Origin of the sequence: Curtobacterium sp. A7_M15 (assembly GCF_030705415.1) — a bacterium.
GTDB lineage: Bacteria > Actinomycetota > Actinomycetes > Actinomycetales > Microbacteriaceae > Curtobacterium.
Genome location: NZ_JAUZED010000016.1, coordinates 1 through 13,334, shown reverse-complemented (window position 1 = coordinate 13,334; position 13,334 = coordinate 1). Strand labels below are relative to the sequence as shown.

The 13,334-nt window shown below is 72.6% G+C and carries 12 protein-coding genes; 5 read left to right on the top strand and 7 right to left on the bottom strand.

The features are described 5' to 3' along the window. Positions 1-39: 39 nt before the first annotated feature. From Q7F20_RS05010 to Q7F20_RS05000, 3 genes are read left to right on the top strand one after another with little or no spacing between them, the layout of a single operon-like run. Positions 40-1,116, top strand: coding sequence for a hydroxyacid dehydrogenase (locus tag Q7F20_RS05010; protein WP_305739012.1), 1,077 nt, complete (start codon positions 40-42; stop codon positions 1,114-1,116). Between the two features lie 14 nt (positions 1,117-1,130). After that, the gene (locus Q7F20_RS05005) at positions 1,131-2,999 is read left to right on the top strand and encodes a heparinase II/III family protein (RefSeq protein WP_305739011.1); all 1,869 of its coding nucleotides are present in this window, start codon (positions 1,131-1,133) and stop codon (positions 2,997-2,999) included. After that, on the top strand, positions 2,996-3,664 hold the full coding sequence (locus tag Q7F20_RS05000; protein ID WP_305739010.1) for a ThuA domain-containing protein: 669 nt from the start codon (positions 2,996-2,998) through the stop codon (positions 3,662-3,664). The genes Q7F20_RS05005 and Q7F20_RS05000 overlap by 4 nt, the downstream gene beginning before the upstream one ends. A 52-nt stretch (positions 3,665-3,716) precedes the next feature. Here Q7F20_RS05000 and Q7F20_RS04995 read toward each other — a convergent pair whose 3' ends face one another. The 7 genes from Q7F20_RS04995 to Q7F20_RS04965 form a co-directional block, all read right to left on the bottom strand. Beyond that, positions 3,717-5,306: a DUF4832 domain-containing protein gene (locus Q7F20_RS04995; protein ID WP_305739009.1), complete on the bottom strand. Its 1,590-nt coding sequence runs from the start codon at positions 5,304-5,306 to the stop codon at positions 3,717-3,719. Positions 5,307-5,413: 107 nt separating this feature from the next. Next, positions 5,414-6,196, bottom strand: a complete 783-nt coding sequence (locus tag Q7F20_RS04990; protein ID WP_305739008.1) for an ABC transporter ATP-binding protein — start codon at positions 6,194-6,196, stop codon at positions 5,414-5,416. Next, a complete protein-coding gene (locus Q7F20_RS04985) occupies positions 6,193-7,011 on the bottom strand; it encodes an ABC transporter ATP-binding protein (protein WP_305739007.1) in 819 nt (272 codons plus the stop codon). The genes Q7F20_RS04990 and Q7F20_RS04985 overlap by 4 nt, the downstream gene beginning before the upstream one ends. Next, positions 7,008-7,907 carry an ABC transporter permease gene (locus tag Q7F20_RS04980; RefSeq protein WP_305739006.1) on the bottom strand — a complete coding sequence of 300 codons (900 nt, stop codon included), beginning with the start codon at positions 7,905-7,907 and terminating at the stop codon, positions 7,008-7,010. The genes Q7F20_RS04985 and Q7F20_RS04980 overlap by 4 nt, the downstream gene beginning before the upstream one ends. Continuing rightward, positions 7,904-8,857, bottom strand: a complete 954-nt coding sequence (locus tag Q7F20_RS04975; RefSeq protein WP_305739005.1) for an ABC transporter permease — start codon at positions 8,855-8,857, stop codon at positions 7,904-7,906. Before Q7F20_RS04975 ends, Q7F20_RS04980 begins: the two co-directional genes overlap by 4 nt. 37 nt (positions 8,858-8,894) lie before the next feature. Next, on the bottom strand, positions 8,895-10,433 hold the full coding sequence (locus Q7F20_RS04970) for an ABC transporter substrate-binding protein (protein ID WP_305739004.1): 1,539 nt from the start codon (positions 10,431-10,433) through the stop codon (positions 8,895-8,897). A gap of 57 nt (positions 10,434-10,490) precedes the next feature. Next, positions 10,491-11,432, bottom strand: a complete 942-nt coding sequence (locus Q7F20_RS04965) for an alpha/beta fold hydrolase (RefSeq protein ID WP_305739003.1) — start codon at positions 11,430-11,432, stop codon at positions 10,491-10,493. A gap of 65 nt (positions 11,433-11,497) precedes the next feature. Here Q7F20_RS04965 and Q7F20_RS04960 point away from each other — a divergent pair, with 65 nt between their 5' ends. Next, positions 11,498-12,397: a siderophore-interacting protein gene (locus Q7F20_RS04960; protein ID WP_305739002.1), complete on the top strand. Its 900-nt coding sequence runs from the start codon at positions 11,498-11,500 to the stop codon at positions 12,395-12,397. A 92-nt stretch (positions 12,398-12,489) separates the two neighbouring features. Next, positions 12,490-13,278, top strand: coding sequence for an ABC transporter ATP-binding protein (locus tag Q7F20_RS04955; protein ID WP_305739042.1), 789 nt, complete (start codon positions 12,490-12,492; stop codon positions 13,276-13,278). The last annotated feature ends 56 nt before the right edge of the window (positions 13,279-13,334 follow it).

Here is a 13,334-nt window from a genome sequence, read left to right as displayed (position 1 = left end):
GCATGGTGATCGCCGACCGCACACGAGGAGCCGCCGACGATGACCTCCGACCCCCGCCCGGACCGCGCCGAACCGCGGGCGACCGACGCCGCGCCCGCGCGGGAACCCGGCAGCGTGCCCGTCGCCTTCGTGATGCCGGAGACGACCTTCGCGCGGGTGTTCGACCACGGGGACCTCGCTGCGCTCCACGCCTCCGATGCGGTCCGGCTCCTCGCCGATCGCCCGCTCGACCCCGATGCCCCGCGTGACGCGCTGCTCCTCGCCGAGGTCGAGGTCCTCGTGACCGGGTGGGGGAGCCCGGAGCTCGACGCGCGCCGGCTCGACCGGATGCCGCGACTGCGCGCCGTGGCGCACTCCGCCGGGTCGGTCAAACCCGTGGTGGACGACGACGTCTGGTCCCGCGGCATCGCGGTGACCTCGAGCGCCGGCGCGAACGCTGTGCCGGTCGCGGAGTTCACCGTCGCGGTGATCGTCCTCGCCGCCAAACGCGCGTTCGCGACCGCCGCCGCCCTCGGGTCCGCCTCCGGGCCCGTCGACGTCGAGGGGTCGTGGCCGGTCGTCGGCATGCACGGGATCACCGTCGGGGTGGTCGGTGCGTCCCGGGTCGGCCGGGCGGTGATCGAGCGGCTCCGGTCCCACGACGTCCGGGTGCTCGTCAGCGACCCCTACCTCGACGACGAGGAGGCCGCGCTGCTCGGCGTCACGGCGGTCGACCTCGACGCCCTCGCCGCCACGAGCGACATCGTGACGGTGCACGCGCCGCTGCTGCCGTCCACCCGGGGGCTGATCGACCGGCGTGTCATCGGGCTGCTTCGACCGGGGGCGACCGTCGTGAACACCGCCCGCGGAGCGATCCTCGACCAGGACGCCCTCGCCGACCGGCTCGAGCGCGGCGACCTCGCCGCCGTGCTCGACGTCACCGAACCCGAGCTCCTGCCCTCGGACGCTCGTCTCCGCTCGACGCCGAACACGTTCATCACGCCCCACATCGCGGGCTCCCTCGGCAACGAGCTCCGCAGGCTGGCCGACAACGCGGTGCGCGAGACCATCGCCTTCGCCGCGACGGGCGCCTTCACCGACCCCATCGTCCCGGACGGCTTCGCCGTCCAGGCCTGACAACTGGAACCCCGATGACCGTCACCGTCGACGCCCCGACCTTCACCGAGCGCTTCACCGCGACCGCCCGCCGGGCGCTCCGTCCGAGGACGTGGCGACCCGCGCCTCCCGTCACCGACCGCGCTGCCTGGGCTGATGTGGCGGCAGTGGACCAGGAGGCGCTGCTCGCCGTGGCGAGGGACCGCCGCGCTGCCGCCGCGGTCGCGTTCCCGACCCTGTCGCTCTGGGCGCGCTACAGCCGGGACGGCGACCGGCAGCCGTACGAGCGCGCGCAGCGGAACCTGCTGGAGTCGGCCGCGACGGCCGCGCTCGCGCTCGCCGTCACCGACGAGGAGGAGTGGGCGACGGTCCTCGCCGACCAGGTCTGGCGGATCTGCGAGCTGCGCGCGTGGTGCCTGCCGTCGCACTACGCGCTGCCGGAGAGCGGCGAGCGGCCGTTCCTGCCGGTGCCCGGTCGTGACGTGCTCGACCTGTCCGACGCGTACGTCGGCGGCATGCTCGCGGTGATCGACACGATCGCCGGTGAGCGGCTCGAGCGTGACGCACCGGGCATCCGCGCGCACGTGCACCACGAGATCCGCCGCCGCGTCCTCGACCCGTGGGAGCGCGAGGAGTACTTCTGGCACGGTGTCGACGGTCCGCCGAACAACTGGGCTCCGTGGATCGTGTCGAACGTGCTCGTCTGCGCCGCGGTGGTGGAACCCGAGGCCGGACGCTTGGAGACGACGATCGACCGTGCGCTGGTCATCCTCGACCGGTTCCGGGCCGGGTACGACGCCGACGGCAGCTGCGACGAGGGTGCGACGTACTGGTGGTGGGCGGGTGCGACCCTGTTCGAGGCCCTCGACCTGGTCGAGCAGCTGACCGACGGCGCCTTCGACGGCTTCGTCGTGGAGCCGGTGGCGGCCACGGCACGGTTCCCGATGGGCATGCAGATCGACGCCCACCGTCAGGTCAACCACTCCGACGGCTCGCCGGTGCTGCCCGAGAACGCGAACTGGTACCTGCTCGCCCGCTTCGGTGCCCGGGTCGGGGACGACGAGGTCGTCCGGCACGCCCGGTGGATGGGGCGCCAGCACGCGCTGCGCTTCGACGGTCAGCTCGCTGCGCTCTTCCGCCGCACCCTCGCGGAGCTCCGCACGCCCGGCTGGCAGGACGACGGCCCCGCAGCGCCCGGCATGCCGACCGCGCTGTACCTGCCCGGCACCGAGGTGGCCGTCGCCCGTTCCGACGCCTTCTTCCTGTCGGCGAAGGGCGGGCACAACGCCGTCAGCCACAACCACAACGACGTGGGGTCCGTCATCGTCTCGCTCGACGGCGATCCCGTCGTCGTGGACGCCGGTGTCGGGGTGTACCGACGCGAGACCTTCATGCCCGAGCACCGGTACGGCATCTGGACCATGCGGTCGAGCTGGCACAGCGTGCCGATGCCGAACGGGGTCGAGCAGCGCGAGGGCGAGTCGTTCCGGGCCACCGGCACCACGTTCGTCGACCACGGCGATCGAGCAGCGCTGTCCACGGACCTCACCGCGGCGTACCCGGCAGCGTCCGGGCTGGTGCGTGCCGTGCGGGTCGCCTCGCTCGACCGGGCCGCCGAGGTCGTCGAGCTGCACGACGAGTGGGCGTTCTCGGCACCGGGCGTGATGACGCTCGTGCTGCTGACCCTGCACGAACCCGTCGTGGTCCCGGGCGGCCTGCGGGTCGGAGCGGCGCACCTCGGGGTCGACGGCACGCGGTTCGCGGTCCGTACCGAGCGACGCGCGCTCGACGACGAGAAGCTGCGGTCAGCCTGGGGTGCGGCGCTCCACCGCGTCCTGCTCGTCGAACACGCGCCCGCGCCCGCGGGGTCGCACACCGTCCGCATCAGCCGGGCCGCTGCGTGACCGCGGTGCTGCTCGGCGGGGTCGGACGGTGGACGGACCCCTGGCACCCCTTCGCGGAGACGACCGCTGCATTGACGGCGATCGCAGCCGAGGCAGGGATCGCGCTCTCGTCGTCGCCGGACGTCGACCGGACGCTCGAGTCCTTCCGGGACGGCCCGCTGCCGTCACTCGTGGTCGTCGATCTCGGCCTGCCGCGGGACGGCCTGCCCGTGCCGTTGCCCGCTGCGGACCCGGGGTTCCGTCGGATGCTCGGGAGCCGCGTGCCGATGCTGGCCGTGCACGTGTCGTCGACGTCCTTCGCCGGCGACGACGACTGGGAACGAGCCCTCGGTGGCGTGTGGGTCCGCGGAGGGACGATGCACCCGCCGGCCGGACCGTGCACCGTGCACGTCGTCGACGACCAGCACCCGGTCACGGCGGGTCTCGGCGACTTCTCCCTCGACGACGAGCGGTACTCCCACCAGCGTGTCTCGTCGGAGGTCCGGGTCCTGGTCGACCACGAGCACGACGGCCTCCGACACCCGCTCGTCTGGGTGCACGACCGGCCCGGCGGTGGCGTCACGGTCTACGACGGTCTCGGTCACTCCGGGGCGTCGTTCGCCTCGCCGGAGCACCGGCGGTTGGTCGCACAGGCGCTGCGCTTCCTGGTCGCGCCGAGCTCGTGACCGTTCCGGTTCGCAGATCCCGGGGATCTCGAACCGGAACGGTCACAGTGGTTCAGGAAACCGTGACGTCCCCGACGACGAGCCAGCCGTTGGTCGTCGTCCCGTGCGCCGCCAGCGCGATCGCCGGCGTGTCCGACCGGGTCGTGTCCACGATCGCCACGCCCCATCGGTGGGCGCCGCGTGCGACGCCGGCGACCGACGGCGTGTACGAGTACGAGGTCGGTGCACCACGGAGCCAGTCCGAGGGCTCGGACGCCGCGTCCACGAACACTCGGAGAGGCGTCCCGTCCGCCGCGAGCAGTGCGAAGGCGGCCTTGTACTTGTGCTGCCACACGGGCAGGTTCGTCGGCAGGAACCCCCAGCCGAGGTTCGTCCATTCGTGGGTGATCGTCGCGGTGTCACCGGCACGGACCACGGCGGGCGCGACGACCTTCGACGGGTACAGCCGGTACCCGCCCTCGGCCTCGAAGCGCTGCGTGAGCGGGTACGTCTCGGCGGTGAACCACGAGAGCGTCTCGCCGTTCCGGAGGTCCATCATGTTGACGTGGGCCTCGACGGAGTCGTCGAACTCGCCCTGCCGGACGTCGGCGACGGTCTCGTAGCCGCGGGGGTCCTGGGTGACGTCGTGTTGGCCGGTGACCCAGCCGCCCTCCATGATGATCGGGCGCCGGTACCGCCACTTCGCGGCCATCGACTTCTCCCAGTCGGAGTAGTACGTGGTCATCCCGAAGGCATCGTGTCGCAGGACGTAGCCCTTCTCGTACGCACCGTCGAGCATGCGCTCGCTCTCGGGGTCGGGCGTGCCCCAGTCCTTCGCACCGCCGATCATCCGGTGGTAGTTCAGCGCCAGCGGCACCGTGGTGAAGTGTCGCTGGTACAGGTCGATGATCCAGTCGAACACGGGCTCGCGGTTCGCGGCGTCCCGGTAGAGCATCGAGTGCCCCTCGCCCCACTTGCCGAGGCCGTACCCGTCGATGAAGTCCGTCGTTTCCGGGTCGTCGTACTCCGCGGCGAAGGCGGCGATGAACGCGGCGTACTTCGCCTGGAACACCGGGTCGTCCGGGTAGGGCGACCAGACCGTCTTGCTGCCGGTCTGCGTTTCGTACCCGGCGGCTCCCGCGGCACGGACCCATGCGGGTGTGAAGTCGGAGGCCTTGTCGCGGCTGTCGACGACCACGCGGAACGCCAGCCGGAGTCCCCGGCGGCGGGCCTCGGCGAGGATGCCCGCGAAGGCTGCGTCCGTGTCCCATCCGTAGACGCCCTCGGACGGTTCGAGGATCGTCCACGACACCCGCATGTACAGCACCGAGGCGTGGTCCGAGACGGTGATCGCGGTGCCGTCAGGCACCGGGACGTCGTCGTACTGCGTCCAGTAGTCGGCCGACGGGGTGGACGAGCCGTACAGCGCCCAGCCGTTGAGCGGGTTCTTCAGCAGCGTGGTCGTGTCGGCCTCGAACTCCCTCGAGACCGTGGCGGCGAGGTGTGGACGGCCGTGCCCGTGCCCCGGTCCGGGCCCGGCGGCACCAGGCCGTCCGTGCGCCGAGGCCGGCGCGGCTCCGAGGACCCCGCTCGCGGCCGATGCGGTGGCGACGATGCCGAGTCCGAGTGCCGTCCGCCTGGTGATGTCGTTCGACGTGCTCATGCGTTCTCCCCTTCGAGAAGCGATCGATGCACGTCGATGCTCCCGAGTGTCCCGCGCCGTGGGCAAGGACTCGCGCCCGGTCGAACAGGAGTCGCACACTTCCGCCGCTACGGCAGCGTCGGCGCCGCCTCCACCAGGGCACGGGTCACCGGGTGCTCCGGCGCGTCGAGCAGGGACACCGGCCCGTGCTCGACGATCCGCCCCGCGGACATCACCGCCACCGTGTCGCACAGCCGCTGCACGACACCGATGTCGTGCGACACCAGCACCAGCGTCAGCCCGAGGTCGTCGGCGAGCGACCGGAACAGCTCGATCACGCGGGCCCGCACCACCACGTCGAGCGCACTCATCGGCTCGTCCCCGAACAGGATGCGCGGCGAGTGCACGACGGCCCGGGCGATCGCGATGCGCTGCCGCTGCCCGCCGGAGAACTCGTGCGGGTACCGGTCGACGGCGTCGGCCGGCAGGTCCACGCGCGCGAGGACGTCCCGGACGAGCGCGGCGTGCGACCCGTCGATCCGCAGCGCTCGCAACGGCTCCGCGACGATCGCGCCCACGCGCATCCGCGGGTCGAGCGAGGCGTACGGGTCCTGGGAGACCACCCCGGTCTCGCGACGGAACCAGCGCATCGCGGCCGCGGACCCGGACGCCACCACCGGTCGACCGGAGGCGGTCACGGTGCCTGCGGAAGGCGCCTCCAGACCGGCGAGCAGCCGCACCAGCGTCGACTTGCCGGACCCGGACTCGCCGACGATGCCCAGGCGTGCGCCGGGAGCGACCGTCAGGTCGACGCCGTCGACCGCGGTCCGGACCGGGCCGGGCTCGAACGGGCCGCGGCGGGGGAGCCGGTAGGTGCGGTGCAGGTCGGATGCGTGCAGGACGTCGGTCATGCGGAGCCTCCGGACGGACGAGGACGACGGGCGGTGGCGCGGGCGGCGTCGACGAGGGCGGCCGTCGCGGGGTGCTGCGGGGCGGCCAGGAGCTCCGCGACCGATCCGCGCTCAACGACCCGGCCGGCGTCGAGGACCACCGCGGTGTCGGCGATCCGCGCCAGGACGGCGAGGTCGTGCGTGACGAAGACCATGCCCGCGGTGAGGCCCTCGAAGAGCTCGAGGATGCGGGCCTCGGTCGTCACGTCGAGCGCGGTCGTGGGTTCGTCCGCCACGAGGTACGACGGCTGACCGGCCATCGCCATCGCGATGCAGATCCGCTGTCGCTGCCCGCCCGAGAGCTGGTGCGGGTACTGCCGCAGCAGCGACTCGGGGTCCGGCAGTCCGACACCCACCGCGAGGTCGAGCGCGGCCGCCGCCGCGGCACGCCGGTCGAGCCCGCGGTGCAGCCGCAGCGGCTCGGCGATCTGCGCGCCGACCCGACGGAGCGGATCGAGCGCCGTGCCGGGTTCCTGGAAGACCATGCCGATGCCGGCGCCGCGGTGGCGTGCGCGATCGCGGTCGGGCAGGCCGACGAGCTCGGTCCCGTCCAAGCGGATGCTGCCGGTGACGGTCGCCCCGGTCGGTTCGAGTCCCATGAGCGCGAGCGAGGTCATCGACTTGCCGGATCCGGACGAGCCGATGACGCCGACGCGGCGGCCGGGAGGCACGGTGAACGTCACGTCGTCGAGGATCGTCCGACGGTCGATGCGGACCGTCAGGCCGCGCACCTCGAGCCCGGAGGCGTCGGTAGCCGGGGTGGTCGCGTCGCTCATGCGGTCACCCCCGTGGTCGTCGTGGCGGGGTCGTCGGGGGTGCGGGGCGCCGGTGCGTCCCCGGACGCGCGGTCGTTCGTGGTCAGGCGCGGGTCCGTCGCGTCGCGGACGGCGTCGCCGAGGAGCGACAGCGCCGCGACGACCAGTGCGATCGCCGCACCGGGCCAGGTGGCGCTCCACGGGTGCACGCCGATGTAGGTCTGCAGGTCCGAGAGCATGCTGCCCCACGACGCCGTGTTCGACCCGGCGCCGTAGCCGAGGTACGACAGCCCGGCCTCGGCGAGGACCGCGGTCGCCATCGCGAGCGAGAGCTGCACGGTGAACAGCGGCGCCGCGTTCGGCACCAGGTGGCGGAACAGGACCCCGGCACCACCGACGCCCGACGCCCGCGCGGCGGTGACGTAGTCGCTCCGGGCGATCCGGCGGATCTCACCGCGGGCGACCCGGGCGATCGTGACCCCGAAGGACAGGCCGACGCTGACGATCACGACGCCGAGCGACCCGCCGGCGATCGCGGTGAGCAGCATCGCGGTGAGGAGGGTCGGGAACGCCACGAGGATGTCGAGCAGGACGGCCGTGCCCTCGCGCACCCACCGTGCGGTGAGGGAGCCGATCGCGGTGAGGACCATGCCGACGATGCTCGCGATCACACCCGAGCCCACCGCGACGAGCACGGTCGTGCGGGTGCCGGCGAGCAGGTAGCTCGCGATGTCGCGGCCGGAGGCGTCGGTGCCGAACCAGTGCGCGGGGCTCGGCGGCTCCCACTGGTGGAAGGGGTCGGCACGGAAGGGGTCCTGCGGCGTCCACACGAGCGACACCGCAGCGAGGACGACGAGCAGGCCGAGGACGACGACGGCGAAGACCCCGGTCGGCCGGGCGAGGAGACGGCGGATCACTCGGACACCTCGCGCTGTCGGGGGTCCAGCGTGCGGTGGACGACGTCGACGGCGAAGCCCACGAGCAGCACGAGCCCGGTCAGCACGAGCAGCTCCGACTGCACCTTCGTGATGTCACGGCGCCCGACGTCGGTGACGAGCATGCGTCCGACGCCCGGGAGCGAGAAGAGCTGTTCGACGACGACGGCCCCGACGAGGAGCCCGGCGATCTGCACGCCGAGCACCGCCAACACGGTCAACGCCACCGAGGGCAGGCCGTGCCGCACGAGCGACTGCGTCCGCGTGAGCCCGATCGCCGCCGCCGTGCGGACGTGGTCGGCGTCGAGCACCCCGAGCGTCGCGGACCGCGTGAAGCGCAGGATCACCGCCCCCTCGACGGCACCGATCGTCAGGGCGGGCAGGACGAGCGCCGCGAACGCCCGACCGGGTTCGTCCCACCCGTCGAGCGGGAAGCCCTGGGTCGGCAGCCAGTGCAGCGTGACGGCGAACAGTGCGACGAGGAGCATCCCGGCCCAGACCACCGGGATCGCCGCGACGGCCTGTGCCACGAACGCGATGACGACCCCGCCCGGGCGACGCCGCAGCACCGCCGCGAGCACGCCGAGGGGGACCCCGATCACGAGCGCGGCGACGAGCGACATGCCCGCGAGCGGCAGCGTGACGCTCAGCTTCTGGGCGATCTCGGGCGCGACCTGCCCGTCGGTGACGAGCGATCGCCCGAGGTCCCCGCGGAAGAGCCCACCGATCCAGTCGAGGTACTGCACGACGACCGGTCGGTCGAGCCCGAGCTGCTGCCGGAGTTCGGCCACCTGCGCCGGCGACGCCTGCGTGCCCGCGACGATCTGCGCCACGTCGCCGGGCAGCACCCGGAGCGTGGCGAAGATGATCACGCTGGCCACGAGCAGGCCGACGACGAGCAGGAGCACCCGCCCGATGAGGAACCGGGTCACGACACCGATGCTACGGGAGCCGTGGTCCGCGCCCGCCTCACTTGACGGCGAGCTTCGACAGGTCGAGGCGCGAGTTCGTGCCGTCGTACGGGAAGCCCGTGACGCCGCTCCGCACGGCGGTGATCGACGTCGCCGTGTAGAGCCACTCGCCGGCGGCGTCCTCGCTGACGATCCGTGCCGCCTTCTGCAGGTCCGCGACCTTGTCGGCCTCGTTCGTGGCGGCGACCGAGTCGGCGTAGAGCGACTGGACGTCGGCGTTGTCGTACCCGAAGTAGTAGTCCGGGTTCGCCCAGTTGCCGAAGTCGCGCGCCTCGACGTGGTTCACCATGGACAGGTCGAAGTCACGGGTGCCGCTCTTCGGCGCCTCGAACACCTGCGACAGCCAGGTGGCGAAGTCGACCCGCTTGACCGTCAGGGTGATGCCGACGTCGGCGAGCTGGGACTTCAGCACGTCGCCGATCGTCGCCGAGTAGATGTTCGCGTAGGTCAGCGTCAGGTCGAGCTTCGGGTGACCCGCCTCGGCCAGGAGCTTCTTCGCGTTGTCGGGGTCGTACGCGTCGATGTCCGTGAGGTCCTGGTAGCCCGGGTCGAGCTCGGGGATCGGGCCGCCCTGCGGGACACCGGTGCCGCCGATCGCCTTGATGATCGCCTTCGCGTCGATGGCCTGCCGGATCGCCTGGCGCACGCGCTTGTCGGTGAACGGCGCCTTCTGGTCGTTGAACGCGAGGGTGTACTTGTCGGTCGTCTTGCCGGTGTGCAGCGTGATGCCCGAGGTGTTCTGCAGCTGGCTCTTGAGCGTGCCGTCCACGGCGGTCTGCACGTCGAGGTCGCCGTTCGCCATGGCGTTCACCGCGGTGGACGGCTGCGTGATGTACCGGAAGACGACCTTGGCGACCTTGGCCTTCGTGCCCCAGTAGTCGGCGTTCCGCTCGAACGTGAGCGAGTCGCCCTGCTTCCAGCTCGCGACCTCGTAGGGGCCCGTGCCGTTCGCCGTGTCGGAGAGGTCGTTCTTCGCCGCCTTCTCGAGCACGAGACCGGCGCGGCCCGTGAGGTTCCAGAGCAGGTCGGAGTCGGGCTTCGCGAGCTTCAGTTCCACCACACCGGAGGACGGCGAGGTGATCGACGTCACGTTCGCGAGCTGCGCGGAGTCGACGTACGACGCGTTCGACTTGACCTGCTCGAGCGACCAGACGACGTCGGCGGCGGTGACGTCCTTGCCGTCCTGGAACGTCGTGCCGTCGCGCAGCGTGAACGTGTACGTCAGGCCGTCGTCGGACACCTCGTGCTTCGAGGCCAGCACGTCGCGGACGTCGCCGTCCGCCGTGCGACCCACGAGCCCCTGGTAGACGTTGTCGATGAGGACCTGGTCGAGTGCGGCACCGGACTGCGTGCGGATGTCGAGGCTCGTCGGTTCGAGGACCAGACCGACGCGGACGGTGGCGTCGGTGCCGCTGTCCGTGTTCGAGGACGAGCCGGAGCAGCCGGTCAGCGCCAACGCTGAGACGACGGCGACCGCGGTGGCGGCGAGGGCCACACGTCCGGTTCGGGCGGTGCGGCGGGGGAGGAGCGGACTCATGGGTTGTGGGTTCCTTCCGGGCGCGGTGGCGGCGGTTGCCGCGGCGCTCGCACGAGGTTACCGGCGGCGGGTGCCGTCCGGCGACGGTTCTTCGATCCGGTGCAACAAACCGTTACGTTCCGCCCATGCCCGGATCGCTGCGGCCAGTTCGAGGGGGGCCTGGTTCTGCACGGCGTGCCGCGCCTCGACCGTGACGATCTCGGCGTCGGGCAGGCGCTCGGCGAACTGCGCGTGCAGCTTCGGCGACACGTAGCCGCGGTCGCCACGCACGAGCAGGATCGGGACGTCGAGGCTCTCGAGGTCCGGCCACGCGTCCGCGAACCGTCCCACCGACGAGGTGTGCCCGGCGGGGAGGTGCGGGAAGTGGTGCCGTCGCACGAGCCGCCCGTCGGCCCCGAGCCGCGTCGTGTGGCGTGCCTCGCGCAGGAGCACCGCACGGTCGTCGCCGACGCGGGCCTCGACGGCGCGGTCGACGACCTCGTCGAGCGACGTGAACGGCTCCTCGGCCTCGAGTGCGCGGGCGATCCGGTCGACGGCGCGCTGGGCGAAGTCCGGCGACATGTCGACGAGCACGAGTCCGGTGACGCGCTCCGGCGCGGTGGCGGCGAGCCGTGCGGCGAGGATCGCGCCGAGGGAGTGCCCCACGACGATCCCGGGCCGGACCCCGAGCGCGTCGAGGGCAGCGAGCACGCTCGGTGCGGTCGCGCCGGCTCCGTAGTCGGCATCGGAGCGCCATCCGGACCGGCCGTGGCCGGGCAGGTCCACGGCCACCGCCGGCTCGCCGACGGCGAGCGCGGTCTGGTCGAAGCTGTGGGCGTCGATACCGAGCCCGTGCAGGTAGGTGATCCGCGCCTCCTGGTCCGCGTCCCAGCGGATCGCGGCGATCTCCTGTCCGTCCGTGGTGCGGACCACCTGCCTGGAGGCGCGCATCGGCGCCGTCACGCCGCTCGCGTCGGCGAGGTCGGCCAGGTCAGCGAATTCGTCGTCGGCATCGGGCACGGGGACGATCCTCGCACCGTGCGGACCCTTGGGGCTCTTAGGTAAGGCATGCCATACTTGCCGTCGTGGCAGCCCGGTACCGTGTCTTCTCCGTCCGCGTGGCGGCCGTCACGTCGCTCACCCCGCACTTCGTCCGGGTGACCCTGACGGGCGACGCCCTCGCCGAGTTCTCGTCGGTCGGCCTCGACCAGCGCATCAAGATCGTGCTGCCGATCCCCGGGCACGGCTTCACGGACCTGCCGGACGGCGAGGACTGGTACGCCGCCTGGCGTGCCCTGCCCGACGCGATCCGCAACCCGCTCCGCACGTACACGGTCCGCTCGTTCCGCCCGGACGCACGTGAACTCGACATCGACTTCGTCGCGCACGGCGACACCGGACCCGCCTCGCGCTGGGTGTCGTCCTGCCACGTCGGCGAGGAACTGCGGATCGTCGGGCCGGCGGTGCCGTCGTCGCCCGCGGAGCTCCCGACCGGTGCGGCCGAGTTCGACCCCGGTGCCGCGAACCGGATCCTGCTCGCCGGTGACGAGACCGCGGCCCCGGCCATCTGCGCCATCCTCGAGACCCTCGACGTCGCGACCGTCGGCCACGTCTTCATCGAGGTCCCGACCGACGCCGACCGGCTGCCGGTGACCGCGCCCGCCGGGGTCGAGGTCCGCTGGATCGCCCGGAACGGCGCCTCGCACGGTGTCCGCATGACCGACCAGGTGCACGCCTGGGCCTCCACCGTCGCGGCGGGGGCGGCGGCGTGCGGCGACCGCTCCGACCTCGTCGACGTGGACGTCGACGAGCAGGTGCTCTGGGACGTCCCGACCGGGGGCGAGTCGCGGCCCGTCTACGCCTGGATCGCGGGCGAGGCCGGCTGCGTGAAGGAACTCCGTCGGCACCTCGTACGCGGGGTCGGGCTCGACCGGAAGCAGGTCGCGTTCATGGGGTACTGGCGGCACGGCAAGGCCGAGAATTGAGCGGTGCTGCCGGGCGGGCGGGTGCGGCGGGTGCTGCCGGTGCGGCGGGTGCTGCCGGTACTGCTGCGGGCTCGGCCCTCGGGTCGGCGCCGGTGCCGGTCACCGCGCTCGGTGCCCGCGGCCTGACGCTCGCGTACGACGACCGTGTCGTGGTGTCCTCCCTCGACGTGGACATCCCCGACGGTGAGCTGACGGTCATCGTCGGGCCGAACGCGTGCGGCAAGTCGACCCTGCTGAAGTCCTTCGCGCGCACGCTCAAGCCGACGGCCGGCACCGTGTACCTCGACGGGGCGCCGATCTCGTCCCTCCGACCGAAGGCCGTCGCGCGCCGCGTCGGGATGCTCCCGCAGACCCCGATCGCACCGGACGGCATCACCGTGCGCGACCTCGTGTCCCGCGGGCGTTTCCCGCACCAGGACCTGCTGCACCCGTCCTCGGGCTCCGACCGCCGAGCCGTCCAGGCCGCGCTCGAGCAGACCTCGACCGTGTCGCTCGCCGACCGCAGCGTCGACGAACTGTCCGGCGGGCAGCGTCAGCGTGTCTGGATCGCGATGGTGCTCGCCCAGGAGACCGACATCGTCCTGCTCGACGAGCCCACCACGTTCCTGGACATCGCGCACCAGTACGACGTGCTCGAGCTCGCCTCGGCGTTGCACGCGGCCGGTCGGACGGTCGTCGCGGTGCTGCACGACCTCAACCAGGCAGCGCGCTACGCCACCCACGTGATCGCGATGCGAGAGGGGTCGATCGTGGCGTCGGGCCCGCCGGCCTCGGTGGTGACGGCCGACCTCGTCGAGGACGTGTTCGGCCTGCCGTGCGTCGTCGTGGCCGACCCCGAGACGGGGACGCCGCTCGTGGTGCCGCGGCGGCCGGCGGCCTGACGGGCCCGGCGGGCGCGCTTGCGCGCTTGCGCGCGGGGCTGGTGCGCGCGGGGTCG

Coding starts and splice junctions, on each gene's coding strand:
- Q7F20_RS05010 (WP_305739012.1), top strand. CDS start 40: ATGACCTCCGACCCCCGCCCGGACCGCGCCGAACCGCGGGCGACCGAC.
- Q7F20_RS05005 (WP_305739011.1), top strand. CDS start 1,131: ATGACCGTCACCGTCGACGCCCCGACCTTCACCGAGCGCTTCACCGCG.
- Q7F20_RS04995 (WP_305739009.1), bottom strand. CDS start 5,306: ATGAGCACGTCGAACGACATCACCAGGCGGACGGCACTCGGACTCGGC.
- Q7F20_RS04990 (WP_305739008.1), bottom strand. CDS start 6,196: ATGACCGACGTCCTGCACGCATCCGACCTGCACCGCACCTACCGGCTC.
- Q7F20_RS04985 (WP_305739007.1), bottom strand. CDS start 7,011: ATGAGCGACGCGACCACCCCGGCTACCGACGCCTCCGGGCTCGAGGTG.
- Q7F20_RS04970 (WP_305739004.1), bottom strand. CDS start 10,433: ATGAGTCCGCTCCTCCCCCGCCGCACCGCCCGAACCGGACGTGTGGCC.